The organism is Kitasatospora sp. NPDC051705 (assembly GCF_044453265.1).
Taxonomy (GTDB): Bacteria; Actinomycetota; Actinomycetes; order Streptomycetales; family Streptomycetaceae; genus Kitasatospora.
Map to the genome: position 1 here is coordinate 240,936 of NZ_JBITCO010000001.1, position 25,309 is coordinate 266,244.

The window sequence follows — 25,309 nt, forward strand, 5'->3', positions numbered from 1 at the left end:
CCCGCACCGACGCCGCCCGACCGCCGGTCGCTCCCGACGCCGGTCGGTCCGGGCACCGGTGCCGGCGGGCCGGTCGGTCCGCTCAGTCCGCGACCATCCGCACCGCGCCCGGGACGTACTCGCGCTGACGCACCACCCGGTACCAGCCCCTGGGCAGCGGTATCGCCGCGTGCTCCTCGTGCACCACCCGGCCCCCCTCGGGCAGGTGCAGCCAGCCGGCGCCGAACGGCCCGGCCTCCCGCCGGAGGGCGCCGGGGCCGACCACGGCGTGGGCGTGCCCGGTGACCTCCCCGAGCGCCAGCACCATCCGGCCGCGCCCGTCCCGCGGCTGCTCGGCCAGCGCCGCGACCCGGCCCGGCACGGCGCCCTCCTCGACCGGCACGATCAGCACATCGCCCTGGCGGTACATCAGTCTCCCCTCACCGTGGACCGGGCCCGGCGGACACCGGACCCCGCGGCTCCGCCGTGCCCTGCGCGGTCACGTTCCGGAGCCAGGACCCGAACGTAGGGCACGGGTCCGACAACCCGCCCCCGCCCGCCACCCGGGCACCGGACTGTCAGACCCTGCTGGTAGACATCTGTTCGGCCCCGACCCCAGAGGAGCAGCGCATGACCGTCAACCACCACATCGAGCAGTTCCACGGTCTCCCGGTCTTCGACTTCGTCCAGGCCGTGGACGCCGCCGCGGAGGCCGGCGGGGCGGTGCTCCCCGACCTCCCGGAGCCCACCACCGTCGCCTGGCGGATCGGACTGAACTACGAGTCCGAGGAAGCCTTCACCGAGCGCTGGGAGCAGTTCCTCGACACGGTCGACGCCGAGCGCGTGGCGGCCGTGGTGATCGGCCCGTGGTTCTCCGAGGAGCCGGAGGGCCTCGGCTCGGCCCTCGAGGCCATCACCGGCGCGGCGGGCCGGCTGCCCGCCCTGCGCGGCCTGTTCGTCGGCGACATCACCTACGAGGAGAGCGAGATCTCCTGGCTGGAGATGGAGGACGTCACCCCGCTGCTGACGGCCTTCCCGCGGCTGACGGAGCTGGTGGTGCGGGGCGGTACGGGCCTGCGGCTCGAGCCGGTGCGCCACGAGGCGCTGACGGCGCTGCGGTTCGAGACCGGCGGGCTGCCCGTCGAGGTGGTGCGCGCGGTGGCCGGCTGCGACCTGCCCGCCCTGCGGCGGCTCGAGCTCTGGCTCGGCGTGGACCACTACGGCGGGGACGCCGGCGTCGTGGACCTCGCCCCCTTCCTGGACGGCACCCGCTTCCCCGCGCTGCGCCACCTGGGCCTGCAGAACAGCCTGCTCCAGGACGACATAGCGGCCGCGGTGGCCCACGCCCCGGTGGTCGCCCGGCTGGAGTCGCTCAGCCTCTCCATGGGCGCGCTGACCGACCAGGGCGTCACCGCCCTGCTGGAGGGCCAGCCGCTGACCCACCTGCGCACCCTCGACCTCCACCACCACTTCCTCACCGAGGACGTCCAGCAGCGGTTGCGGGAGGCCCTGCCGGAGGTCGGGCTCGTCCTCTCCGGCGCCGGCAAGCCCGACGACCGCCGGCGCTACGTGGCAGTCTCCGAGTAGCGGCGGCCGCCCGGCACCCGTCACCGGCCGCCGCACCCGGCCGGCCGTACCCCCGCCGACCGACGACCCGACCGACCCGCAGCCCTACCGGCCACAGCCCGACGGCCGGTTCCCGCCCCACCCCGCACCCCCGCCCGCCCGCCGAACTCCCCGCCTGGACCGAACATGACCGTCTCGCAGCACCCCGACCGCTTCCACGACCTGCCGATCCACCCCTTCGACCCCACCGCGGCCGCCCGGCCCGCCGCGGGCGAGGTCGCCTGGCGGCTGGCCCTGGAGTACGACACCGACCACGACTTCGACCGGCTCTGGAAGGCCTTCCTGGACGCCGTCGACCCGGCCGGGGTCCGGGCCGTGGTGATCGGCCCCTGGTGGCAGGACGGCTACGTCTCCGTGGCCGCCGCCGTCGCCGCCGTCACCGCCGACGCCGCGCGGCTGCCCGCCCTGGAGGCGCTCTTCCTGGGCGACGTGACCTTCGACGAGTGCGAGATCTCCTGGATGGAGATGGACGACGTCACACCGTTGCTGACGGCGTTCCCCGGGCTCACCGAACTGACCGTCCGCGGTGGCATGGACCTCGTCCTCGCACCGGTGCGGCACGACCGGCTGACGGCGCTGCGGTTCGAGGCCGGTGGGCTGCCGGCCGCCGTGGTGCGGGCCGTGGCGGCCTCCGAACTCCCCGCGCTGGAGCGGCTGACGCTCTGGCTGGGCACCGACGAGTACGGCGGCGACACCACGATCGACGACCTCGCGCCCTTCCTCGACGGCGCGCGCCTGCCGAGCCTGCGTCACCTCGGACTGGCCAACAGCGACATCCAGGACGAGATCGCCTCGGCCGTGGCGCACGCGCCCGTGGTGGCCCGGCTGGAGTCGCTCGACCTCTCCATGGGCGTGCTCTCCGACGAGGGTGCGGCCGCCCTGCTGGAGGGCCAGCCGCTCACCCACCTGCGCAGCCTCGACCTGCACCACCACTACCTCGGCGAGGAGATGCAGCAGCGGCTGACCGAGGCCCTGCCCGGGGTCGCGGTCGACCTCGGCGACGCCGAGGACGACGACGATGACGACGGCTGGCGCTACGTCGCGGTCGCCGAGTAGGCGGGTGGGGGGCACGATGACGCCGCAGCTGACCGTCCTCGGCAATCCCGGGCACCGGCGGGTGACGCTGTTCGCCGCCGCGGCCCGGGCCGCCGGGCTGCCCGAGCCCGCCGTCCTGCCCTGGCTGGACGTGCTGCGCGGCCAGTACCGGCCGCCCACGGGCGGCCTGCTGCGGATCGAGTCGCCGGGCGAGGACGCCCGGGTCGACGAGCTGCTGCGCGGCCCGGCGCTCGGCCCCTCCTACGCGCCGACCAGGGTCGAGGGCACGGCAGCCTGGTACGCGGGCGTGCTGGCCGCGCTGCGCGGGCTGGCCGCCCGACCGGGCGTGCGGCTGCTCGGCGACCCGGAGGAGATCGGCGTGATGTTCGACAAGCGGCGGTCGCACGCGCTGCTCGCGGCCGCCGGGGTGCCGGTGCCCCGGGCGCTCGGCGGGGAGGTCACGGGCTGGGAGCAGCTGCGCGGCCGGCTGGCCGAGGCCGGGCTGCACCGGATCTTCGTCAAGCCCGCGCACGGTTCCTCCGCCTCCGGGGTGCTCGCCCTGGAGTTCGGGCCGCGCGGGCAGGTGCTGGCCACCACCTCGGTCGAGCTGGCCGACGGCCGGCTGCACAACTCGCTGCGGGTCCGCCGCTACCGCGACGAGGCGGAGGTCGCCGCGATCGTCGACCGGCTGGCGCCGGACGGCCTGCACGTCGAGCAGTGGATCCCCAAGGCCTCCCAGTCCGGCCGCTCCGCCGACCTGCGGGTGGTGGTCGTCGCAGGCCGGGCCACCCACGTGGTGGTGCGCACCAGCGCCCAGCCCATGACCAACCTGCACCTCGGTGGCGCCCGGGGCAGCGTCGACCTGGCCCGGGAGGCCGCCGGGGCGGCCTGGCCGGTCCTGCTGGAGACGGCCGAGCGCGCCGCGGCCTGCTTCCCCCGGGCGCCGATGGTCGGTGTCGACGTGCTGCCCGCGGCCGGCTGGCGGCGGGCGCTGGTCGGCGAGGTGAACGCCTTCGGGGACCTGCTGCCCAACCTCACCGGTCTGTCCGGAGGCCCCGCCGAGGGCCTGGACACCTACGGCGCCCAGCTCGCCGCGCTCACCCGGCCCGCCGCCTTCACCCGTTCCACGGGAGGGGCCCCCGGCCCCGCCCCGACGACCCACCAGATGACGGAACACGCACCATGAACCACCGCTCTCCCGACCGCACCCCCGCCCAGGCCCCGGCCCCGGTACGGCCGCGGGCCAGCCGGGTTCCGGCCCCGGAGCCCGCTCCCGCTCCGGCGCCCACGCCCGCTCCGGACATGAACGCCGTGGTCGGTACCCACGACCTCCTGCTCGTCACCCTGGACACGCTCCGCTACGACGTGGCCGAGGAGCTCGCCGCCGCCGGCCGGATCCCGCACCTGGCGGCGTTCCTCCCCGGCGGCCGCTGGGAGCGCCGGCACGCGCCCGGCAGCTTCACCTACGCCTCCCACCAGGCCATCCTGGCAGGCTTCCTACCCACGCCGGCCTCCCCCGACGGCCCGCACCCGCGCCTGTTCGCGGCCCGCTTCGCCGGTTCCGAGAGCACCGCCCCGCGCACCTGGGTGTTCGACGCGCCCGACCTGCCGACCGCTCTCGCCGGGGCCGGCTACCGGACGGTCTGCATCGGCGGCGTCGGCTTCTTCAACAAGCAGGGCCCGCTCGGCTCGGTACTGCCCGGCCTGTTCCAGGAGAGCCACTGGGAGCCCGCGATGGGCGTGCCCTCACCGACGTCCTTCGAGGAACAGGTCGCCCGGGCCGAGCGGGTGGCCGCCGAACAGCCCGCCGGGCAGCCGCTGTTCCTCTTCCTGAACGTCTCCGCGCTGCACCAGCCCAACTGGTTCCACCTGCCCGGCGCCACCCGCGAGCACGGTGACTCCCGGGACAGCCACGCCGCCGCGCTGGAGTACGTGGACGCGCACATCGGGCGGCTGTTCGCCGCGATGAGCGCCCGCCGGCCCTGCTTCGCGATCGTCTGCTCCGACCACGGCACCGCGTACGGCGAGGACGGCTACACCGGGCACCGGATCGGCCACGAGGTGGTCTGGACGGTCCCGTACGCCCACTTCACCATCCCGGCCCGGCCCGGAGCCGGTACCGCCGCCACCACCACCGACCCCGCCACCGCCACCGAGGAGCGCGCATGACCACCGCACCCCCGCGCCCCGACTCGCCCTACCGCTCGTACGTCTACGCCTACCCGCACAAGACCGCCTACCGCCCGCTGCCCGAGCGCCCGGCGCTGCGCGAGCTGTGGGCCGGCGAGGCGCAGCACGCGCTCTCCCTGTACCTGCACGTCCCGTTCTGCGAGGTCCGCTGCGGCTTCTGCAACCTCTTCACCCGGATCGGCAGCCCCGAGGGCCTGACCACCGCCTACCTGGACGCCCTGGAGCGCCAGGCCGTCGCCGTCCGCGCGGCGCTGGAGGAGGACGCCCGGTTCGCGCTGGCCGCGTTCGGCGGCGGCACGCCCACCTACCTGACGGCCGGCGAGCTGGAGCAGCTGTGCGACATCGCGGAGCGGCGGATGGGCGCCGACCTGCGGGCGGTGCCGCTGTCGGTGGAGGCCTCCCCGGCGACCGCGACCGCCGACCGGCTGGAGGTGCTGGCCGCCCGGGGCGCCACCCGTCTGAGCCTGGGCGTGCAGTCCTTCGTCGACGCCGAGGCCCGCTCCGCCGTCCGCCCGCAGCGGCGCGCCGAGGTGGAGGCCGCGCTCGGCCGGATCCGCGCGGCCGGGTTCCCGGTGCTCAACATCGACCTCATCTACGGCATCGACGGCCAGACCGAGGCCAGCTGGCTGCACTCGCTGGACGCGGCGCTCGCCTGGCAGCCCGAGGAGCTCTACCTCTACCCGCTGTACGTCCGCCCGCTGACGGGCCTGGCCCGGCGCGGCGAGCAGGAGAGCCCGTCCGCCTGGGACACCCGCCGGCTCGCGCTCTACCGCGCCGGCCGGGACCACCTGCTGGCCCGCGGCTACCAGCAGGTGTCGATGCGGATGTTCCGCCGCGCCGCCTCCCCGCAGGCCGGGGCCGGCGAGTACGCCTGCCAGACCGACGGCATGGTCGGCCTGGGCTGCGGCGCCCGCTCCTACACCTCGCGGCTGCACTACTCCTTCGACTACGCGGTGAACGCCACGGAGGTGCGCGGCATCATCGACGACTTCGTCGCCACCGAGGACTTCCACCACGCGGAGGTCGGCCACCGGATGAGCGGCGACGAGCCCCGCCGGCGGCACCTGGTGCAGTCCCTGCTGCAGGCCGCGGGCATGCCGCTGGCGGACTACCGCGCCCGGTTCGGCAGCACGCCCACCGAGGACTTCCCGGTCGAGCTGGCCGAGTTCGCCGCCCGCGGCTGGCTGGCCGAGGACGGGGAGCGCCTGCTGCTCACCCCGGAGGGACTGGCCCACTCGGACGCGGCCGGGCCGATGCTGTTCTCACCCGGGGTCGCCGCCCTGATGGCCGCCTACGAGGCGAAATGACCTTCCTCGGCCTGCCCGTCGTCCGGCCCCCGCACGCCGCCCCCGTGCCGGGCCTCGCCACCGCGGCCCCGGTGGAGCCCGGTCCGCGGGCTCTCACCCTGCTCTACCGCGGTCCGCTCGCCTCCTGTGACTACGACTGCCCCTACTGCCCGTTCGCCAAGCGCCGCGACACGCCCGACCAGCTGCGCGCCGACCGGGCGGCGCTGGAGCGGTTCACCGGCTGGGCGGCCGGGCGGGCGGGCAGCGGCGACACCCTCTCGGTGCTGTTCACGCCCTGGGGCGAGGGGTTGGTGCGCTCCTGGTACCGGCAGGCCCTGGTCGGGCTGAGCCGGCTCCCGCACGTGCGCCGGGTGGCGATCCAGACCAACCTCAGCTGCCGCACCGGCTGGCTGGCGGAGGCCGACCTCGACACCCTCGCGCTCTGGGTGACGTACCACCCGGGCCAGGTCTCCCGCGAGCGGTTCCTCTCCCGGTGCCGGGAGCTGGACGCGCTGGGCGTGCGGTACAGCGTCGGGGTGGTCGGCCGGCCCGAACACCTCGCGGAGGCCCGCCGGCTGCGCGCCGAACTCGCCCCTGAGGTCTACCTCTGGATCAACGCCGCCGAGGGCCGGACGTACTCGGACGCCGAGGCCGCCGACTGGACGGCGCTCGATCCGCACTTCGGCTACAGCCGGCACGCCCACCCCAGTGCCGGCCGCCCCTGCCGCACCGGGGAGTCCGTGCTCTCGGTGGACGGCGACGGCACCGTGCGTCGGTGCCACTTCGTCCGGGACGTCCTCGGCAACCTCTACGACGGCTCGTACCGCACCCGGCTGGGGCCGCGCGACTGCCCGTTGCGGGTCTGCGACTGCCACATCGGCTACGTCCACCTGGAGACCCTGCCGCTGTACGAGCTGTTCGGCGCGGGCGTGCTGGAACGCGTCCCGGCGGCCTGGCCACCCGGTTCCGGCTGAGGGCCGGCCACCGACCGAGGACCGGCCCGGGGAGGGCCCGTGGCCCACGTTTCCCCGAGCAGGCCGGCGCGGACGTACCTAGCCTGGTGGTAGGAGGCGATGGACATGCTTGGAGACGCACCCCTGATAGCCATCATCCCGGCCGCCGATCTGGCCCGCGCCAAGGCGTTCTACACCGACACCCTCGGTCTGAAGCTCACCGAGGAGAACCCGCACGAACTCGTCTTCCAGTGCGGCGGCACCGAGGTCGGCCTCTACGAGACGCCCAGCGCCGGGCAGGCCGCCCACACCCTCGCCAGCTTCAAGGTCGCCGACCTCGACGCCGAGATGGAAGCCCTCCGCAGCCGCGGCGTCACGTTCGAGGACTACGACTTCCCCGGTCTGAAGACCGTCAACGGCGTCGCCGACGACGACGGCATGCGCGCGGCCTGGTTCAAGGACAGCGAAGGAAACATCCTCTGCGTGAACGAACGCACCACCGGATAGCACCGCACCCGCCCGCCCGATTCGGCGGAGGCAGGATCGGCGCCGCACTGCACCGGGGCGGCGGCCGCTGAGGGAGGCTGCCGGGGCCGGCGCTCGACCGGCCCCGTGCTGGGCCGCGCCCGGCTCCGGGGGTGGACCCGGTCCTGAGTCCGGCGGGGTCAGCGGGCGGAGGAGACCGCGAAGGGGGTAAGGCCGTGGCGTCGCGGGGGGGCGGGGGATCACGAGGCATGGCCCCGGCGGTGCGGGCCGTGGTGATGCCGCCGAGTTCCTCGACCTGTACGGGCTGCCAGCCGCGGTCGCCGAGCAGACCGGTGACGGCTGCCAGCCGCGGTCGCCGAGCAGGCCGGTGACGGTCTGCTCGGCGTCGGTCGCCACCCGGGAGATACGCGGCCCCGGCCTCGATCGTTAACAACGAGTGCATGCCACGCACTTGTAGAGTTCCCTCCATGCAGCTGGATCTGAACCTGCTCACAGCACTGGACGCATTGCTGGAGGAAGGCAGCGTCGCCGGCGCCGCGGCACGCCTCCACGTCACCTCACCGGCGATGAGCCGCTCCCTGGGCCGCATCCGCAGGGCCACCGGTGACCAGATCCTGGTCCGCACCGGCCGCAGCATGGTGCCCACCACCCGCGCGCTGGCCATGCGCGCCCAGGTCCACGCCCTCGTCGAGCAGGCCCACCACCTCCTGTCGGCCCATCAGGAGCTCGACCTGGCAGCGCTGGACCGGGTGTTCACCGTGCGCTGGCACGACGCCCTGACCGCCGCCTGCGGCACCGCCCTGACCACGGCCGTCCGCCGGCAGGCCCCCGGCATCCGGCTGCGCCTGTCCGCCGAGCCCGGGGCGGACGACGCCGAGTTGCGCCGGGGCGAGGTCGACCTCGAATCGAGCTCCCGCGCCCCGGAACTCCCCGACATCCGCCACCGCCTCGTCGGCAGCGATCGGTTGGTCGTCGCCGTCCGGCCGGGCCACCCCCTCACCGAAGGCCCGTCGGACCTGGAGCGCTACGCGGCCGCCGAACACCTCACCGTGTCGCGCCGCGGAAGCCTGCGCGACCCGATCGACGACGCGCTCACCACGCGCGCTCTCACACGACGCGTCGTCGCCGCCGGGCCCACCGCCGCCTTCGCCCTGCAACTCGCCCTCGAATCCGACCTGGTCGTCACCCTCCCCGACGCGGTCACCCGCACCGCCCGGGAACGGCTCGGCCTGGTCACGCTGCCGCTGCCACTCCCGCTGCCCGACGTCCCGCTGTACCTGCTGTGGCACCAGCGCTACGACGACGACCGCGCCCACGCCTGGCTGCGCGACCTCGCCGCCGAGACCGTCCGGGCCCTGTTCGCCCCGCCAACCGCTGCCGGAGCACCGCCCGTCCCGGAGCCGGCCGCGCCCGGGGCGGGCGGCTGACCTCGGACTCCCCGGCGGCTCCTCGAAGGCTTGCCCACGGCTCGGGGCGGTGGTTTGCTGCTCGTGTCAACTCCCGTCACCACGACGGGAAATGAACGGGGGAGGCAGCACATGCCGGAAGTGACCGGCGGGCTCGCGAAGATGGCCGTCACCAGCGCCGTCGTGGCGAGCGCCGCGTTCGGCTTCGCGACACCGTCACACGCCGCCGCGCCGCAGGCCCCGGTGTCCGCGGCCCACGCGGCCGACGCGACCCACCAGGCCGACAGGGCCCTCGGGGCCGACGGAGCCACCGACACCGCCGCGCCCGTGCACCCGGTGGTGGACAGGCAGAACCAGGGACACTAGCCGGAGGTGACGGGTGCCCCCCGGGCCCGCGACGGCGCGCCCGGGGGCATCATCAGCCTTCGCCTTCACTCCGCCTCGTGCTCGTGCCGGGCACGCCCGGCGCGCCCGGCACTCCGCCGCGGGCCCGCAGCGCGGCCCGGGCCGCCTCCGCGAGGCGGTGGGCACCGGGCAGGACCTCGTCCATCTCGGGCACCCGCGGCTCCACGTGCGGGCCGACGGCCTCGATGGCCACCGCCGCGTCCTCCGCGGCCTGGTCCGGGTCCTCGGCGAGGACGGCCTCGCCCCGGTGGACCCGCAGCAGGGCCACCGCGTGGCGTCCGATCAGCGTGTCGCGGTGCGTCGGGCCGAAGACGCGCTCCTGCTGGGGCCGCAGGGCCTCGGCGAGCTTCAGCGCACGGGCGACCTCTCCGTTCGTGGCATAGGCGTTGACCAGGTTGGCCGCGGAGACCAGGGTGTCCGGGTGGTCCCGCCCGAGGACCCGGGCCCGGGCCGGCAGGACCCGTTCGGAGAGCTCGACGGCCTCCCCGCGCCGCCCGGTCCGGCGGCAGGACACCGCGAGGTTCGCCAGCGCGGTGAGGGTGTCGGGGTGCTCCGGGCCCTGGATCCGGGTCAGATCGGCCGCGGCCTGCCGCTCCAGGACGATCGCCTCCTCGGCACGGCCGCTCCGGGCGTAGGAGACCCCGAGCTCGACCTTGGTGTTCAGGGTGTCGCGGTGGTCCGGGCCGAGCGCACGGGTCCTGGCCGGCAGGACGGCCTCCAGGATCGCGATCGCCTCGGCGTACCGCCCTGACGCGTTGTACCCGACGGCCAGGTTCGCCCAGGCGCTGAGGGTCTCGGGATGCTCCTGGCCGCCTTCCGCGCGCCGGCCGTCGAGCTGCACGCGCTCGGCCACGACCCGTTCAGCGAGCGCGACGGCCTCCTCCGACCGGCCGGCGTCGTGGTAGGCGCGCACCAGGCTTCCCCGCGCCCGAACGGTGTCCTGGTGGAACGCTCCGCGGACCCGCTCGTGAGCCTCCAGCACGCGTTCCCTGAGCGCCAGCGCCTCGCTGTAGCGGCCGGCATCGCTGTAGGAGCCGGCGAGACCGGCCAGGACGGTCAGGGTCCCGGGGGCGTCGGCGCCGTGACGGCGCTCCGTGGCGACCGCGACCTGCTTCTGCAGGGCGATGGCCTCGGCGGTGCGTCCGGCCTGTCGGTAGGCGGCGGCGAGGTTGGCCCGCGAGGCGAGCGTGCTGTCGTCGTCCACGCCCAGTTCACGGGTGTCCCCCTCCACCTCCTCCTCCCAGTGGGCGATGGCAAGCTCGTGCAGGCCGGCGTGGAGCAGGCTCATCCCCGCCTTCGTCCGCAGGACGAACCCGGGGAAGAGCCGCAGCACCTCGCTGCCGACCGTGTCGCGCAGGATCGCGGTGTTGGCCCGGAGGCTGGCCGCGAGGCGGTGGTCGGTGTGGTCCTCCTCGGGCCAGAGGAGGTACATCGCGAACATCACCGCGGACTGGACGGGCGTCGGTTCCGGGGTGGTGTCCCTGGCCGCGCGGGCGGTCAGCGCGTGGACGGAGACCTCCCGGTGGGCCGGGACCGCTCCCCGGTGGGGGAGGTCGACTCCGGCCGGGTAGCTGCTGAGCAGGTTGTAGCTGTGCAGGACGGCGAGGGCGGTGAGGGCGTCGTCGGCGCTGACCGGCGGAGGTTCGCCCGGTTCGGCGGGCTCCGCGCCCGGGACGCCGGTCGGCGACGGCCGACCGGAAACCGCGGCAGCGTCCGCGGCGGCGCGTTGCTCCGTGAGGTAGTCGGTCACCGATGCGGTGGTCCAGAGGTCCCTGGGGTGTCCGGCCGGGTCGAGCAGGGCCGCCAGCCGGATCGCCGGGACGGCGAGCCCCCGGGGCTCGGTCCGCTGGGCGGCCTCCAGGGAGATCAGCAGCGCGGCCGCGACGGGCCTGCCGTACAGCTCCGTGTCCGCCTCGGGCGGCAGCAGGGCCTCCAGGGTCCGGGTGCGCTCCCGGAAGAGATCCAGGTAGGCGGTGCAGGTCCGCTGCTGGTTGACCATGTAGGCGGCGGCGTGGGCGAGGGCGAGCGGCAGGCGTCCGAGCGCCTCGGCGAGTTCGCCGGCCTGCGGGTCGAGCAGGTAGGGGTAGCCGGCGGTGGTGAGGCGTTCGCGCAGGTAGGAGACGGCTTCGGCCGCGTCGTAGACGTCGACCGGGACGATCGCCCGACCGCCGCCGGAGGCGTGGGCACCGCGCTGGCGGGTGGTGGCGAGGACGCGGCCGTTGCCCCGGCGGGACCGCCCGGGCCACAGCGGTCCGGTGGCGGTGAAGTCGGTGACGTCGTCGAGGACCACCAGCCAGCTGCGCTCGGTGCTGCGGAGCCAGCTCAGGAAGCGCTGGGCGTCCTTCTCGACCCGGTCGGTGGCGTTGGTGGCACCGGGCAGCTGGACGGCGGCGGCCGCCTCGGCGTACGCGAGGAGGACGGTGACCGGGTCGGCGGCCGCCGCCCAGACCACCACCTCGACGCCGTCCTCGAGGGCCTGCCAGGCGTAGTGCGCGGCCAGTTGGCTCTTTCCGACCCCACCGCCGCCGGCGAGCACCTGGGAGAGCACCACGGTCTCGCTGCCGGCCCGCACCCGGTCGACCGCCTCGCGCACGGCGGTGCGCGGCTGGAAGGCGCTGGCCAGGATCGGGATGGCGCCGATCGAGACCGGCCACTCCGGCGGCGCCGGCGGAGGCAGGTGGACGGTGCCGCCCTGGACCACCGGGCCGTTGACCGTCGAGTTGGCGATCACGTTGACGACGTTCAGGCCCCCGCCCGCCTCCGCGTCGTCCCCCGACCGCGGCGGCGGCGTCACTTCGTTCATGATCTGATCCTCCGTCAATCATTCGACGGCGCACATCCTTGCGCGCGGGGCCGCCGCTCGGAAGCCGTTTGCCCGAACCACCCCGCGACCCGGCGGCCCCCAGTGCCCCCGGCGTCCCGCGCCGACGCCCCACCCCGGTGACGGTGCGTCAGGCCCGCCGGGAGCCCTCGTCGGGGCGCTGTCGCGCACGACGGGCGCGAGCCGCCTCCGCGCGCGACTCCCGAGTGCGCCGGTGCGTCCCAGATCCTCGAAAGGCCAGGTGGGGCGGCCTGCCTGCGGGAACGCGGAGGTGGTGCACGACCCACCCCCGGGCGCGGGTTCGGACGGCCTCCGGAGCGGGAACCCGGCCGTCCACGGCCGCGTCGATGGCAACGGCCGCAGCACGGGCGGCGGCCCGGAGCCGAGGGGGTCGGGATGCACGACGACGCGTCACAGGACACCGCACGGGACACCACCGGCTGGGAGCTGCCGGGGTACCGGCACCAGCGGGAGCTCGGGGCGGGGGCCGGCGGCCGGGTGGTGCTCGCCCTCCACGAGGCCACCGGCACACCCGTCGCGATCAAGTACCTGCACGACGGCCTGGGCGGCCCGGCGCTGCGCCGGGAGGCCGAGATGCTGGCCAGGGTCGACTCGCCGCACGTCACCCGGCTCTACGAGTACGTGGAGGGCGGGCCGTCCCCGGCGCTCGTGATGGAGCTGGTGGACGGCCTCTCGCTGCGCACCCTGCTGAAGGAGCTGGGGGCGACCACCCCGCAGGCGGCGCTCACCGTGCTCAAGGGCTCCCTGCTGGGCCTGGCCGCCGCCCACGAGGCCGGGCTGGTACACCGCGACTACAAGCCCGCCAACGTCCTGGTCGACCGTCAGGGGGCCTCCAAACTCGTCGACTTCGGCATCGCCGTGCCCGGCGGCGACGACCGCGACGTCTCCGGCACGCCCGCCTACCTGGCGCCCGAACAGTGGGAGGGCGCCCCCGCCGCGCCCGCCGCCGACGTGTACGCGGCCACCGTCACCTTCTTCGAGTGCCTGGTCGGCCACCGCCCGTTCACCGCCGAGGGCATCGGCGCGATCGGCGAGCAGCACAGGTTCGCGCCCGTCCCCGAGGAACTGGTCCCCGAGCCGGTCCGGCCGCTGATCCGCGCCGGGCTCGCCAAACGACCCGCGGACCGGCCCGCGGGCGCGGCCGAGTTCGTCCGCCGGCTCGACGCGGTCGCGACGGCCGGGTACGGCGAACGGTGGGAGGAGCGCGGGCACGAGGACCTCGCGGCCCTGGTGGCCCTGCTCGCGGCGCTGCTGCCGTGGCCCGGGCCGAGCCCGGCCGCCGCCGGGACGACCGCCCTCGCCCGCACCGTGCTGACCGCGGGCACGGGCACGGCCACCGCGACGGCGGTGCGGCGGCCCGTACGGCGGCGGGCATCGCGAAGACCGGCCCGGCTGGGCATCGGGGCGGTGACGGGTGCCCTCGTCCTGGCGTCGATCGCCGGGATCGCCCTGGCCGGGGTCACCGACCGCAACGAGCGCACGGTCGCGGGCGATCCGATGCCGCTGGCGACCACCACGCTGTCCGCGGCCGGGGGCACCACCGGGGAGCCGTCCGGCCGCGCCGCTCCGCCCACCGTGGCCGCCGACCACGGCACGGCGTCGCCCTCACCGTCGCCCACCGCACCGCACTCGCCGTCGCCGTCCCCCTCGCCGTTCACGTCCCCCTCGCACGGCTCCTCCGGCAGCAACGGCGGTACCGGCGGCGGCAACGGAGGCACCGGCGGCAACACCGGCCGGCCGACCTCCGGACCGCCGCACCCGCCCACCACCCCGCCGACGACACCCCCGCACCCGCCGACCGTCCCCACCCCGCCCACGACACCGCCGACCACCCCACCGAGCACGCCGCCCACCACCCCGCCGACCAGCAAGCCCCCCACCACCAGCCCGCCGCCGGTTCGCGTCACCTCGCTGAACATCGACTCGATCGCCTGCGACGGCGGCTACGGCGTCCAGGCCAACGTCACCGTGGTCACCTCCGGGCCGCCCGGCGCCACCCTGGAGATCAACTGGATGCACAACTCCGCCCCGCGCGACCCGACCTCGACGGTGGTGGCGAGCGACACGGTCAAACTGGCCGTCGGCCGCTCCACGGTGACGGTCCGCCACCAGTTCGGCACCGGGGACAACTGGCTGCAGTGGGGGTTGCAGGTGGCCACCGCACCCTTCTCCGAACGCGCCTCGACGACCTACCGGGAGCTGTACTCCCCGGGCTGCCACGAGCCCGGCTGATCCGCCCCGCCACCACCCGGGCCGGGCAAACGGCCCGGCGGAGTCCCTGCCACCCGCCCCGTCAGAGCCTGGAGGACCCCGTGCCCCGTACCGGACCCGCTCCCGACGACGAACCGACCGAACGCCTCACCCCGGGCGGACCCGCGCCCGCCCACCCCTCCCCGGCCACCGGCCGCCCGGGCCCCACCGACCGGGCCGAGGAGGCTGCAGTCGCCACCGCCCTCGACCCCACCGCCTGGGCCACCCCACCCAACCGAGACCACACCGACCACCCGAGCCCCGTCGACCGGGCCGAGGAGGCTCCGGTCGCCACCGCCCTCGACCCCACCGCCTGGGCCACCCCACCCACCACCACCGCCACCGTGACCGCCACCTCCGAGGCCGGCCCCGGGCCGGCCCCCCGACCCGTCCCCCAGCCCGCCCCCGCGCCGACGGCCCCCGAGCTGCGCCGTTTCGGCCCCGGCGTCCCCCCGCGGGCCGCCGCGGCCTGGCGCGGTACCGCCGCGCCCGTCGATCCGCCCCGACGGCCCGCCCGGCGCCGGGCGGCCGGCTGGCTGGTCTGGGCGGCCGTGCTGCTCGCCCTGCTGGCCCTGCTCCTCAACCGCTGCCGCACCGACCCGCCGCTCACCGTCACCGGCGTCACCGTCGCCGCCGATCCGGCGGCCGGGCCGTCCTGCGGCGGGACGGCCGTCATCACCGCCACCGTCACCACCGACGGCCACCCGGGCACCATCCGCTACCACTGGCTGCGCAGCGACGGCACGACCTCCGGCGAGCTGTCCCAACCGGTCCGCTCCGGGGAGCGCCAGGTCGGCCTGGTGCTGCGCTGGACCTTCGACGGCCCCGGCAGCATGCGCGCCGACGCCGTCGTGGAGATCCTCGCCCCGCAGGCCCTCCGGGCCGACACCACCTTCACGTACTCCTGCACGCGCTGACCTCACCAGGCCGACCGGCGGCGGAGACACCGGCCCGGAGAGGTGGCGACGCGGACAGGTGAAAGGCCTGACAGGAGCGGGCAGTTGGCGACGACCGCACGGTCCCGAGACCTCGCCGCCGGCAGGCCTCACCTCCCCGCAGGCGCCGCGCACGCCGCACCACGGCCACCGCCTGGCGGGCGCCGGACGTCCGTCGAGGCCACCGCCGTCCCGAACGGGCTCCCCCGGTGGCGGAGCGTCCCGGCCTCGCCTTGACTGGTGCCGATCGTTGCCCGGCTGTGGGAGGACCGAGGGATGGTGTCGGCGAGGGAGGTGGCCGCCCGCTGGCAGGCGCGGCTGGTCCGGGCCCGCACCCGGTTCGAGCACGGACGGGCCGAGGCCGAACGGCGCTTCCCGGTGATCACCGAGCTGACGGCCCGCCTGCTCTCCCCCGGCCTGCTCGACGCCGCCACCCGGATGGCCTCCCAGGTCTTCCTGACCTCCGTCCCGCTGCTGTTCGCGGTGGCCGCGTTCGCCCCGGACGGGGTGCGGGACCAGCTGGTCTCGTCGGTCCGCTCGCTGTTCGGCATCTCGGGCTCCGCGGACCAGCAGCTCCACCAGTCGCTGTACGGCACCGGGGACCTCCGCGAGACCAGCGGGTACATCGGCCTGGTGATGGCCCTGCTGTCGGCCACCAGTTGCAGCAGGGCGGTGTCCCGGGTGTGCGAGCGGGCGTGGCGGCTGCCGAAGGCCGCCACCAGGGTCGCGGCGTGGCGGTGGGTGCTGTGGATCGTGGGCTGGGTGACCGTCCTGATGTTCCAGGGCCCGCTGCGCAGCGGCTTCGGCGCGGGCCTGTGGCTGGGCCTGCCGCTGACCTTCCTGGTGTCCCTGATCGTCTGGTGGTGGACCACCCACCTGTTGCTGAGCGGCCGGGTCCTGTGGCTCCCGCTGCTGCCCGGAGCCCTGCTGACGGCCACCGCGGTGACCACGATGGCGCTGAGCGCCCGGATCTACATGCCGGGCGCGCTGAACCGCGCGCTGAGCCAGTACGGCTCCCTGGGCCTGGTCCTGATGATCCTGTCGTGGCTGATCGCGATCTGCGTCGCCGTCACCTTCGCGATCACGGCGGGGGCGGTGCTCGCCCAGGAGCCGCCGCTGAACGCCTACCTGACCACGCCCGCCCCGGAGGAGCGGCATCCCGGTTCCCCGGAGGAACGGCATCTCCGCTGAGCCGCCCGACCACGCCGCTCGCGCCGCACCGAACCGCACCGCGCAGACGACGCCGCACGGCGCGTCACCCGGGGCTCCGCCACGGCAGCCGCCGCAGGAGCAGGCGGCCGGTGGCGACCGGGTCGAAGGAGCCCGGCCGCCCCCGGGTGATCGGGTAGCAGGCCAGGCCGATCAGCACCGCGCTGAAGTGGCCGACGCTGGTGTAGTCCCGGCTCTGCACCACCCCCAGGGCGTAGAACCCCAGCACGCCCGCGGCGTACAGGTACCGCCACGGCCGCACGATCAGGTAGGTGAGCACCGCGACGACCCCGGCGAGCGCGTAGCTGACGCCGTAGTCGAGGGTGTAGACGGCCCGTGGCGGCGCGAGGCCCCGGTGGATCGCCCAGCCGAGGACGCCCTCGCTGAGGTAGGTCGCGCCGACGTGCGCGGCCGCCGCGACCGAGATCCAGCGCAGGGTCCCGAGCCAGCGCTCGGCGGGCACGTGGAAGACGTTGTAGAGCAGGAAGTAGCTCGGCCAGCCCCCGCCCGCGATCCACAGCGCGCTGGTGATCAGCACGCGCACCGGCGAGGTCTGCAGGTGGTGCAGGTTGGTCGAGCGCCGTTCCAGGATCCGGTCCGCGGTCAGCGGGTCGACGTGGCGGATGACCTGGGTGGTGACGAGCAGGATCGCCAGCCAGACGTAGGTGCCCGGGGCGCGGCGTACGTAGGCCCAGGCGGCGTGCGCGAGGCGGGCCCACCAGGGGCGCCGGTGCAGCTCGCCCGCCCGGGTGGTGCTGCCGCTCATCGGTGCCTCCTCCACGGTCCGCGCGCGGTCCCCCCGGGCTTCACCCTCTCCCGGGGCGCGGCGCGGCGCGAGGGCGCGTTCGGCCCTCCGGGTGAGGGCTGGATCAGTCCTCGGGCAGCGCCAGTTCGGTCCAGACGGTCTTGCCGCGGGTGCCGTACCGGGTGCCCCAGCGCTCGCTGAGCTGGCGCACCAGGAACAGTCCGCGGCCGCCCTCGTCGGTGGCCCGGGCGTGCCGCAGGTGCGGTGAGGTGCTGCTGGAGTCGCTGACCTCGCAGATCAGCCGCCGGTCGCGGACCAGTCTCAGCCGCACCGGGCCCTCGCTGTACCGGATGGCGTTGGTGACCAGTTCGCTGACGATCAGCTCGGTCTCGAAGGCCGGCCCGGTCAGCTCCCAGGCGGCCAGCTGGTGGCGGACCAGCTCGCGGGCGGTGGCGACGACCGCCGGGTCGTGCGGCAGCGTCCAGCTCGCCGTCCGGTCGTCCGGCAGCCCCCGGGTGCGCGCCAGCAGCAGGACGGCGTCGTCCTCGGCCCGGTCGCTGGCGAGCGCGTAGGCCACGGCGTCGACGAGGTCCGGCAGGGGGCGGTCGGGCTGGGCGAGGATGCGGCGCAGGGCGGCGGGGGCGTTCTCGTCACCGGACACCAGGCCGTCGGTGTACAGGCCGACGACGGTGCCCTCGGCGAGTTCGATCGTGAGCGCCTCGTACGGGTCCTCCCGCTGCCCGGGCGGGGCACCGAGGGCGGCTCCGGGCGGCAGGTCGAGCCGGGAGACGGTGCCGTCGGGCGAGACCAGCAGCGGCTCGGGGTGCCCGGCCCGGGCGGCGGTGAGCTGCCGGGTGACGGGGTCGTAGACCGCGTACGTGCAGGTCGCGATGGCCGGGACGGTGGACCGGTCCGCCGGGTCCGGCCGGGCGGTGGTCCCGTCCAGTCGGGCGGCGGTCTCGTCGAGCCGGGCGAGCAGCTCGTCCGGCGGCAGGTCGAGCACGGCCAGGCTCCGGACGGCGGTGCGCAGCTGGCCCATCGCCGCGGCCGCCTCGAGGCCGTGGCCGAAGACGTCCCCGACGACCAGGGCGGCCCGGGCGCCGGAGAGCGGGATGACGTCGAACCAGTCCCCTCCCGCCGTGGCGGGCAGGTAGAGGTGGGCGGTCTCGACGGCGGAGAGCTCGGGGGTGCGGCTGGGCACCAGGTGGCGCTGCAGGGCGGTGGCGGTGGTCCGCTCGCGCAGGTAGCTGCAGGCGTTGTCGATGCTCAGGGCGCCGCGGGAGGCGACCTGCTCGGCGAGGTCGAGGTCGTCCCCGGTGAAGGCCTCCGGGCGTGCGGCGCGGTAGAGGGTGAGCACGCCCTGGACGGCGTCGGCGGTGGTGAGCGGCAGCGTCATCAGCGAGTGGACGCCCGCGGCGGCGAGCCGGTCGGCGCGTTCGGCGCCCAGGGCCGCCCGGGCACCGTCGTCGTCCAGCCGCGCCATCAGGCGCGCCTGGCCGTCCTCCAGGGCGCGGCTGAACGGGGTCGCGAACGGCAGCGTCTCCAGGGCGTCGCCGGCGAGGGACCAGCCGGGGCCGGCGGTGCGGACGGCCGCCCGGCGCAACGGGCGGTCGGCGGCCACCGGTCCGGGCCGGCGGCGCTCGCCGCGCAGCAGCTCGTCGAGCACGTGCACCACGGCGGCGTCGGCCAGCGCGGGCACCACGACCTCGGCGAGCTGCTCGGCGGTGGTGACGGCGTCCAGGGTGGTCCCGATCAGCCGGTGGGCCTCGTGCAGAACGTCGAGGCGGTCCCGGGCGGCCTCCCGTTCGGTGACGTCCTCCACGGCGACGGCCAGTCCGTGGCGGTCCGCGGCGAGGCCCTCCAGACGGAACACCGAGACCGAGACCGCCGCCTCGCGCTCCGGCGCGTCCGGCAGCCGGCCCCGCAGCGGGTAGCCGCGCAGCGGCCGCCCGGTGGCCAGCACCTCACGGGCGAGCGCGGCGAGTTCGGTGGTGCGGAAGCCCTCGACGAGCTCGTCCAGGCGCCGGCCGAGGACCTCCTCGACGGGGAGGCCGCGCAGTCCCCGCGCGGCGGTGTTGTAGCGCAGGACGCGCAGGTCCCCGTCGAGGACGTACAGGCCCAGGGGCGCCGAGGTGAACAGCGCCTCGAGCACGGCGGAGGTGAACCCGCCGTCCAGTCCGTCGCCGTCGGCGTCACGCATCCGGTCCGCCTCCCTTCACCGCCCTCCTCCCGACCCTCCGTGCTGCGGCCCGTACCTGCCAGGCCCGCTGCTGCAATCGGGGGACGGGGGCGCCCGCGGCCGCCCTGCCGGGGTCGGCGGCTGGCGTACGCTGGCGATCCGACCGCCGGGGCGGGCCGCCGGGGACCGGCCGGGCGCCAGCACCGGTCACCACCACCCGGGGCAGCACCGGGCAGCGCACAGCGGGGGCGACGGGCACGATGAGGCAGCACGGCGGAACGATGGCCCCCGCGGACCGGGGCGCCGGTACCGGCTCGGGACCCGACACCCGCCACCCGGCGCTGCGCGTGGCGGCCCGGCTGCGGCTGACCACCGCGTACGTGCTGCTGCTGACCGTGACGGCCTGGTGGCTGGCCGGTCAGGGCCACGCGGCGCGGGCCCGGTTCGTCCGGCACAACAGCAGCAACGTCCACCACATGGAAGTGGGCAAGTGGTGGACGATGTTCACCAGCGGCCTGGTGGTCGACGGGGTGCCGGCCTGGGCGGGCATCGCGGCGGTCGCGGTGGCGCTGGGGCTGGCGGAGTGGCGCTGGGGGCCGGCCCGGGCGGGCGCGGTCTTCGTCGCCGGTCACCTGGGGGCGACGCTGCTGACCGAGGGCGCGATGTGGGTGATGCTCACCGCCCGGATCCCGGGGGCGCTGTCCCGCGCCCGTGACGTGGGGATCAGCTACGGGCTGGTGGCGACGGTCGGCTGCCTGGTGGCGCTGGGCCCGGCACCGCTGCGCCGGTACGGCCCGCCGGTGCTCGCGGCGGCCCTGGCCGTGGCCTGGGCGCTGGACCAGCAACTGGCCGACGCCGGGCACCTGGTGGCCCTGGGGATCGGCGTGCTCGCGGCCCGGACGGCCTGGCTGCGCGCCCGGGTGCCGGCTCCTCGGACGTCCGTACCCGCCGCACGCTGAATCGGTCACCACGGGTCCTGTCCCGGCCCTTGCCCATCTCCGCACAGCGAGTAATGCTGATTACATGATTACAACCTCACCCGAAGAACTCCGGGGATGGTTCACCGGCCGCCTCCCCGCGGACCTCTACACCGAGATCGTCGAGATCACCGCCGACCGCGAGGAGATCACCGTCGTCGGCCGCATCCCCGAGCCGGACCTCGACGGCGCCGCGCCGGACGCCGAACGCGAGGCGGCCTTCGAGGGCCGGATCGCCGAGTTCCGCGACCGGACCAGGGACGCCCGGATCGGCGTCGCCCGCGAGGCCGAGCGCCGCTACGGCCGCAAGGTCTCCTGGGGCGCCGAGTGCGGCGACCTGCGGGGCATGTTCACCACCGTCTCCTCCCCCGTCATGACCCGGCTGCGCCAGCCCGAACGGCAGGTGCTCGACACGCTGGTGGAGGCGGGCGTCGCCCGCAGCCGCAGCGAGGCGCTCGCCTGGTGCGTCCGCCTGGTGCAGCGCCACTCCGACAGCTGGCTCACCGAACTGCGCGAGTCGCTGGAGCACGTCCGTCGCCTGCGCACCCAGGGCCCGGACGCCGACCCCACCCCCTGAGCCCGCCCCCCGACCTCGCTCCGACCACCCCGTTCCCGACCCCGACCGCCCGGTCCCCGCCCCACGACCGACCACCTCGACCCCGGAACCAGCCCGACCGGAAGCCGACGGCCGGCCCAACACGACTGCGAGAAGGCCGGATTGACACCGCCGGCCGCGGCGGGCGGCGGCGTCCCGAGCGACCGCCCCCGCCGTACGCGATCGTATTCTCTTGCGTTACTCTGCAAACCTATGCCAAAGTGCGGGGCATCGGATACGCCGAATCCCACTCACACGTCGCTAAGTCAGGAGCCCGCGCCGCGCGGGTCAAGGGTGCATTCATGTCGAAGGTCTTGAGCAAGCTGCCGGTCGGTGAACGGATCGGCATCGCATTCTCCGGTGGATTGGACACCTCCGTCGCGGTCGCGTGGATGCGCGAGCACGGCGCCGTCCCCTACGCCTACACGGCCGACATCGGCCAGTACGACGAGCCCAACCTCGCCGACGTGCCGGCCCGTGGCCGCGCCTACGGCGCCGAGCAGGCCCGCCTGGTGGACTGCCGGGCGGCCCTGGTCGAGGAGGGCCTCGCCGCGCTCGCCTGCGGCGCCTTCCACATCCGCTCCGCCGGGCAGACGTACTTCAACACCACCCCCCTCGGCCGCGCCGTGACCGGCACCCTGCTGGTCCGCGCGATGCAGGACGACGAGGTCTCCATCTGGGGTGACGGGTCCACCTACAAGGGCAACGACATCGAGCGGTTCTACCGCTACGGCCTGCTCGCCAACCCCAACCTGCGGATCTACAAGCCGTGGCTGGACCAGGCGTTCGTCGACCAGCTCGGCGGCCGCAAGGAGATGTCGGAGTGGCTCGCCGAGCGCGACCTCCCCTACCGGGACTCCGCGGAGAAGGCCTACTCCACCGACGCCAACATCTGGGGCGCCACCCACGAGGCCAAGCGGCTGGAGTACCTGGACGCCTCGCTGGAGATCGTCAGCCCGATCATGGGCGTGGCCTTCTGGGACCCGGCGGTCGAGATCCCGACCGAGGACGTCACCGTCGAGTTCGAGTTCGGCCGCCCGGTCCGGATCAACGGCCAGGAGTTCGCCGACGCCGTCGCCCTGGTCCACGAGGCCAACCGCATCGGCGGGCGCCACGGCCTCGGCATGTCGGACCAGATCGAGAACCGGATCATCGAGGCCAAGAGCCGCGGCATCTACGAGGCCCCGGGCATGGCGATGCTGCACATCGCCTACGAGCGGCTGCTCAACGCCATCCACAACGAGGACACCCTCGCCACGTACCACACCCAGGGCCGCCGCCTCGGCCGGCTGCTCTACGAGGGCCGCTGGTTCGACCCGCAGTCGCTGATGCTCCGGGACAGCATGCAGCGCTGGATCGGCCACCCGGTCACCGGCAGCGTCACGCTGCGGCTGCGGCGCGGCCAGGACTACTCGGTCATCGACACCCAGGGCTCCAACTTCAGCTACCACCCCGAGAAGCTGTCGATGGAGCGCAGCGTCGACGCCGCGTTCGTCCCGGACGACCGCATCGGCCAGCTGACCATGCGCAACCTGGACATCGCCGACTCGCGCAGCAAGCTGGAGCAGTACGCGGTGCACGGCCAGCTGGCGCCGTGGAGCGGCCTGATCGGCGAGCTGTCCCCGGGCGGGGCCGCACCGATCGCGGCCGGCAGCTCCGACGCTGACCCGGCGGAGTCCACCGCGCTGGACAACGCGGCGATCGAGTCGGGCAACGACTGATCGCCCGGGTCCCCCGCGTGACGAGTGACGAGTGACGAGTGACGAGTGACGAGTGACGAGTGACGAGTGACGAGTGACGAGTGACGAGTGACGCGCCCGAGGGCCGCCGCACCGGTGAGGTGCGGCGGCCCTCGGGCGTTCGGCGCGGGCGCCGCCCCGGCTGCGGGCCCGACCGCCTGGCCCACCGCGACGCCCCGGCTCGACCCCGACCCGGCCCGCCCCGACCGGCCCCGACCCGACCCGGCCCACCCCGCCCCGACCCGGCGACTCACCCGGACGGCGGCGGAGCCCGTGCACGGCGGCCCCGGCCGTAGCTGAATGGGCGGGACGCGCGTCGGGCGACGGAACGGAGCACCGGTGCCGACGGACCCGGTCGGGCGGCCCGGAGGCGGGAGTGGGGATGGGCGAGGCGGTCGGCGCGATGCTGGTGTCGGCGGTGGGCATCGCCATCAGTCCGCTCGCACTGGTCACCGTGGTCCTGATGCTCGCCACGCCGCGCGGGCGGGCCTGCGGCGCGGCCTTCACGGCCGGCTGGGTGGCCGGCCTGGCCGGGGTGGTGGCGGTGGTGGTGCTGGCGGGCGGCGGCACGGGCCCGGGCGGCGCCGCCCCGACCTGGTCGTCCTGGCTGCGGCTGGCGCTCGGCGCCCTGTTCGTGCTGCTGGCCGCGAAGCAGTGGCGCGACCGCCCGCGCGAGGGGCACGTCGCCGCGCCGCCGGAGTGGATGCGGGCGGTCGACCGCTTCACCCCGGGACGGTCCGCCGGACTGGGGGTCGTGCTGGTCGCGGCCAACCCGAAGAACCTGGTGCTGGCCGTCGGCGGGGCCGCCTCGATCGCGACCAGCGGCGCCGGCCCCGGGGGCGAGGCGGCGGCCGGCGCGCTGATGGTGCTGGTCGGCTCCCTGTGCACGCTGGTTCCGCTGGGGGTCGACCTGCTCGGCGGCGACCGCTCGGCCCGGGTGCTCGGCGAGTGGAAGGCCTGGATGGCCGCCCACAACACGGCGATCACGACCACGGTGCTGGCGGTGCTCGGGGCGAAGTACCTCGGCGACGCCCTCACCGCGCTCGCCTGAGGCCTCCCGTCCGCCTGCGCGCCCACCTGCGGGCCCGGGGCCGGGCGGGCGGCCCGCGGGCCCGCCGCCCACCCGCCTCAGCGGATCCGCACCACCCCCCGCCCGCGCACCGACCGCAGGCCGAGGCGCGGCCCGTCGTCCGCGCCGGGGCGCACGTCCAGCACGTCCCGCAGCGTCAGCAGGATCTCCCCGTCGTAGTCCTCCGCCAGCGTCCGCGCCAGCCGCGCAGCGCCGGCCGGACCGGCCTCCGGGGCGAGCGCGGGCAGCCGGCCCGGGGCGCTGAGGTCCTGGGCCTGGGCGGCCCAGCGGGCCGCGTCCCGGGCCTCGCCCTCGGCCGTGTAGTGCACGGCCAGGCAGTGCACGGCCAGCTGGTCGCCGTACTGGGCGGCGATCCGCCACCAGAAGACGCCGTCGGCGGCGCGGCCCATGCCGTAGAGCAGGCAGCCGAGGGTGCGGAAGGCGGTCTTCTCGGCCAGCTCCAGGTCCAGCGCCAGCTCCCCCGGTTCCGCCGCTCCCGCCACGGCGGCGCACAGGTGCCGCAGGTCCCGGCGGAGCTCGGCCCGCCCGCCGGCCCCCGGGGCGCGGTCGTGGGCGTGCGGCGGACGGGCGGCCGCGGGCGGGCGGGCCGGCCGCTCGCGCGCGGTCGGGGCGGGTCGGCGGGCGGCGGCCAGGCGCTCGGCCAGCCGGCGGGTGAACGCCGCCGGGTCGTGGTCGCGGAGCTCGCGCTCGAGCACGGCGGCGTCCGCGCGCAGCAGCTCGGCGACCTTCACTGCGCCGGCCCGTCGTCCGGGTGCTCCAGCAGGTACTCCAGGTGGCGCCGGCCGAGGCTGTAGTACGTGCGGGCGGTGGTGTGCGCGATGCCGAGGGCGTGGCCGATGTCGGGGTAGGACAGGCCGGACTGGCGCAGCCGGACGACGTCGGCCTGGACGGGGGCGGCGCGGGTGAGCTCCTCCATGGCCCAGTCCAGGGCGTCGAGTTCGGCGAGCCGCTCCAGTTCGTCCTGGCTGGTGTCGGGCCGGTGCTGGGCGATCACCCGCAGCCGTTTGCGTTCGGCCCGGCGGCGCTCGCGCAGCTGGTCGACCACCGCGTCCTTGACGACCTTGAAGGCGAAGGCGCGCGGGTCCGCGCTGGCGAGGGCGCGGCGCCAGTTCTTGTACAGCGTGGCGCCCGCGTTCTGGACGGCGTCCTGGGCGTCCTCGCGGTGGCGCAGGCGCTGCTGGGCGTACCGGAGGTAGCCGGGGTTCTCGCGGGTGAAGAAGGCCTCGAAGTCGGCCGGCAGGTCGTCGAGCGGGTCCGCCCGCAGGCCCCGCCTCTCGCCCGGCCCGGGGGTGTTCAGCACACACGCCCCCCTTCCGTGGGTCAGCTGGCCGGCCCACCGGGTGGCACGCCGACGGCCCCTTGGGGGCTCGTGGTGTAACCGT

22 protein-coding genes are annotated in these 25,309 nt (G+C 75.7%); 16 read left to right on the forward strand and 6 right to left on the reverse strand.

What is annotated here, in order from left to right; all coding sequences use genetic code 11:
- Positions 1 to 82: 82 nt before the first annotated feature.
- On the reverse strand, positions 83 to 409 hold the full coding sequence (locus ACIA8Q_RS01060; protein ID WP_360206089.1) for a hypothetical protein: 327 nt from the start codon (positions 407 to 409) through the stop codon (positions 83 to 85).
- 200 nt (positions 410 to 609) lie between these two features.
- Between ACIA8Q_RS01060 and ACIA8Q_RS01065 the strand changes: the two genes are divergently transcribed.
- From ACIA8Q_RS01065 to ACIA8Q_RS01105, 9 genes are all read left to right on the forward strand, one after another.
- The gene (locus tag ACIA8Q_RS01065; RefSeq protein ID WP_396316529.1) at positions 610 to 1,566 is read left to right on the forward strand and encodes an STM4015 family protein; all 957 of its coding nucleotides are present in this window, start codon (positions 610 to 612) and stop codon (positions 1,564 to 1,566) included.
- A 165-nt stretch (positions 1,567 to 1,731) separates the two neighbouring features.
- Entirely contained in the window at positions 1,732 to 2,661 is a 930-nt protein-coding gene (locus ACIA8Q_RS01070) for an STM4015 family protein (RefSeq protein ID WP_396316530.1), read from the forward strand.
- Positions 2,662 to 2,677: 16 nt separating this feature from the next.
- On the forward strand, positions 2,678 to 3,826 hold the full coding sequence (locus ACIA8Q_RS01075) for an STM4014 family protein (RefSeq protein ID WP_396316531.1): 1,149 nt from the start codon (positions 2,678 to 2,680) through the stop codon (positions 3,824 to 3,826).
- Positions 3,827 to 3,942: 116 nt separating this feature from the next.
- On the forward strand, positions 3,943 to 4,809 hold the full coding sequence (locus ACIA8Q_RS01080) for an STM4013/SEN3800 family hydrolase (RefSeq protein WP_396316532.1): 867 nt from the start codon (positions 3,943 to 3,945) through the stop codon (positions 4,807 to 4,809).
- The gene (locus ACIA8Q_RS01085) at positions 4,806 to 6,137 is read left to right on the forward strand and encodes an STM4012 family radical SAM protein (protein WP_396316533.1); all 1,332 of its coding nucleotides are present in this window, start codon (positions 4,806 to 4,808) and stop codon (positions 6,135 to 6,137) included. The genes ACIA8Q_RS01080 and ACIA8Q_RS01085 overlap by 4 nt, the downstream gene beginning before the upstream one ends.
- Positions 6,134 to 7,090 (forward strand): STM4011 family radical SAM protein, encoded by a 957-nt coding sequence (locus ACIA8Q_RS01090; RefSeq protein WP_396316534.1) that lies wholly within the window; start codon positions 6,134 to 6,136, stop codon positions 7,088 to 7,090. The genes ACIA8Q_RS01085 and ACIA8Q_RS01090 overlap by 4 nt, the downstream gene beginning before the upstream one ends.
- Positions 7,091 to 7,189: 99 nt before the next feature.
- Complete coding sequence (locus ACIA8Q_RS01095) at positions 7,190 to 7,576, forward strand: VOC family protein (RefSeq protein ID WP_360206108.1); 387 nt, start codon at positions 7,190 to 7,192, stop codon at positions 7,574 to 7,576.
- A 446-nt stretch (positions 7,577 to 8,022) separates the two neighbouring features.
- Positions 8,023 to 8,982 (forward strand): LysR family transcriptional regulator, encoded by a 960-nt coding sequence (locus ACIA8Q_RS01100; RefSeq protein ID WP_396316535.1) that lies wholly within the window; start codon positions 8,023 to 8,025, stop codon positions 8,980 to 8,982.
- A 111-nt stretch (positions 8,983 to 9,093) separates the two neighbouring features.
- Positions 9,094 to 9,327: a hypothetical protein gene (locus tag ACIA8Q_RS01105; protein WP_360206113.1), complete on the forward strand. Its 234-nt coding sequence runs from the start codon at positions 9,094 to 9,096 to the stop codon at positions 9,325 to 9,327.
- Positions 9,328 to 9,379: 52 nt separating this feature from the next.
- Here ACIA8Q_RS01105 and ACIA8Q_RS01110 read toward each other — a convergent pair whose 3' ends face one another.
- Positions 9,380 to 12,169 carry a tetratricopeptide repeat protein gene (locus ACIA8Q_RS01110; protein WP_396316536.1) on the reverse strand — a complete coding sequence of 930 codons (2,790 nt, stop codon included), beginning with the start codon at positions 12,167 to 12,169 and terminating at the stop codon, positions 9,380 to 9,382.
- 414 nt (positions 12,170 to 12,583) lie between these two features.
- Between ACIA8Q_RS01110 and ACIA8Q_RS01115 the strand changes: the two genes are divergently transcribed.
- From ACIA8Q_RS01115 to ACIA8Q_RS01125, 3 genes are all read left to right on the forward strand, one after another.
- Positions 12,584 to 14,440 carry a serine/threonine-protein kinase gene (locus ACIA8Q_RS01115; RefSeq protein WP_396316537.1) on the forward strand — a complete coding sequence of 619 codons (1,857 nt, stop codon included), beginning with the start codon at positions 12,584 to 12,586 and terminating at the stop codon, positions 14,438 to 14,440.
- A gap of 80 nt (positions 14,441 to 14,520) precedes the next feature.
- Positions 14,521 to 15,375 (forward strand): hypothetical protein, encoded by an 855-nt coding sequence (locus ACIA8Q_RS01120; protein WP_396316538.1) that lies wholly within the window; start codon positions 14,521 to 14,523, stop codon positions 15,373 to 15,375.
- A 294-nt stretch (positions 15,376 to 15,669) separates the two neighbouring features.
- Positions 15,670 to 16,584, forward strand: a complete 915-nt coding sequence (locus tag ACIA8Q_RS01125) for a ribonuclease BN (RefSeq protein WP_360206123.1) — start codon at positions 15,670 to 15,672, stop codon at positions 16,582 to 16,584.
- A 64-nt stretch (positions 16,585 to 16,648) separates the two neighbouring features.
- Here the strand turns inward: ACIA8Q_RS01125 and ACIA8Q_RS01130 are convergent, their stop codons facing one another.
- Together ACIA8Q_RS01130 and ACIA8Q_RS01135 are read right to left on the reverse strand one after the other, a co-directional pair.
- Entirely contained in the window at positions 16,649 to 17,368 is a 720-nt protein-coding gene (locus tag ACIA8Q_RS01130) for a rhomboid-like protein (RefSeq protein ID WP_396316539.1), read from the reverse strand.
- A 103-nt stretch (positions 17,369 to 17,471) separates the two neighbouring features.
- A complete protein-coding gene (locus tag ACIA8Q_RS01135; protein WP_360206127.1) occupies positions 17,472 to 19,547 on the reverse strand; it encodes a SpoIIE family protein phosphatase in 2,076 nt (691 codons plus the stop codon).
- A gap of 260 nt (positions 19,548 to 19,807) precedes the next feature.
- Between ACIA8Q_RS01135 and ACIA8Q_RS01140 the strand changes: the two genes are divergently transcribed.
- From ACIA8Q_RS01140 to ACIA8Q_RS01155, 4 genes are all read left to right on the forward strand, one after another.
- Positions 19,808 to 20,485 carry a rhomboid-like protein gene (locus ACIA8Q_RS01140; protein ID WP_360206130.1) on the forward strand — a complete coding sequence of 226 codons (678 nt, stop codon included), beginning with the start codon at positions 19,808 to 19,810 and terminating at the stop codon, positions 20,483 to 20,485.
- A 64-nt stretch (positions 20,486 to 20,549) separates the two neighbouring features.
- On the forward strand, positions 20,550 to 21,080 hold the full coding sequence (locus ACIA8Q_RS01145) for a hypothetical protein (RefSeq protein WP_360206132.1): 531 nt from the start codon (positions 20,550 to 20,552) through the stop codon (positions 21,078 to 21,080).
- A 320-nt stretch (positions 21,081 to 21,400) separates the two neighbouring features.
- Complete coding sequence (gene argG / locus ACIA8Q_RS01150; RefSeq protein WP_360206135.1) at positions 21,401 to 22,819, forward strand: argininosuccinate synthase; 1,419 nt, start codon at positions 21,401 to 21,403, stop codon at positions 22,817 to 22,819.
- 400 nt (positions 22,820 to 23,219) lie between these two features.
- A complete protein-coding gene (locus ACIA8Q_RS01155; RefSeq protein ID WP_396316540.1) occupies positions 23,220 to 23,888 on the forward strand; it encodes a GAP family protein in 669 nt (222 codons plus the stop codon).
- A gap of 77 nt (positions 23,889 to 23,965) precedes the next feature.
- Here ACIA8Q_RS01155 and ACIA8Q_RS01160 read toward each other — a convergent pair whose 3' ends face one another.
- Positions 23,966 to 24,658, reverse strand: a complete 693-nt coding sequence (locus ACIA8Q_RS01160; protein WP_360206140.1) for a hypothetical protein — start codon at positions 24,656 to 24,658, stop codon at positions 23,966 to 23,968.
- On the reverse strand, positions 24,655 to 25,227 hold the full coding sequence (locus ACIA8Q_RS01165) for a sigma-70 family RNA polymerase sigma factor (RefSeq protein ID WP_360206143.1): 573 nt from the start codon (positions 25,225 to 25,227) through the stop codon (positions 24,655 to 24,657). The genes ACIA8Q_RS01160 and ACIA8Q_RS01165 overlap by 4 nt, the downstream gene beginning before the upstream one ends.
- Between the last annotated feature and the right edge of the window lie 82 nt (positions 25,228 to 25,309).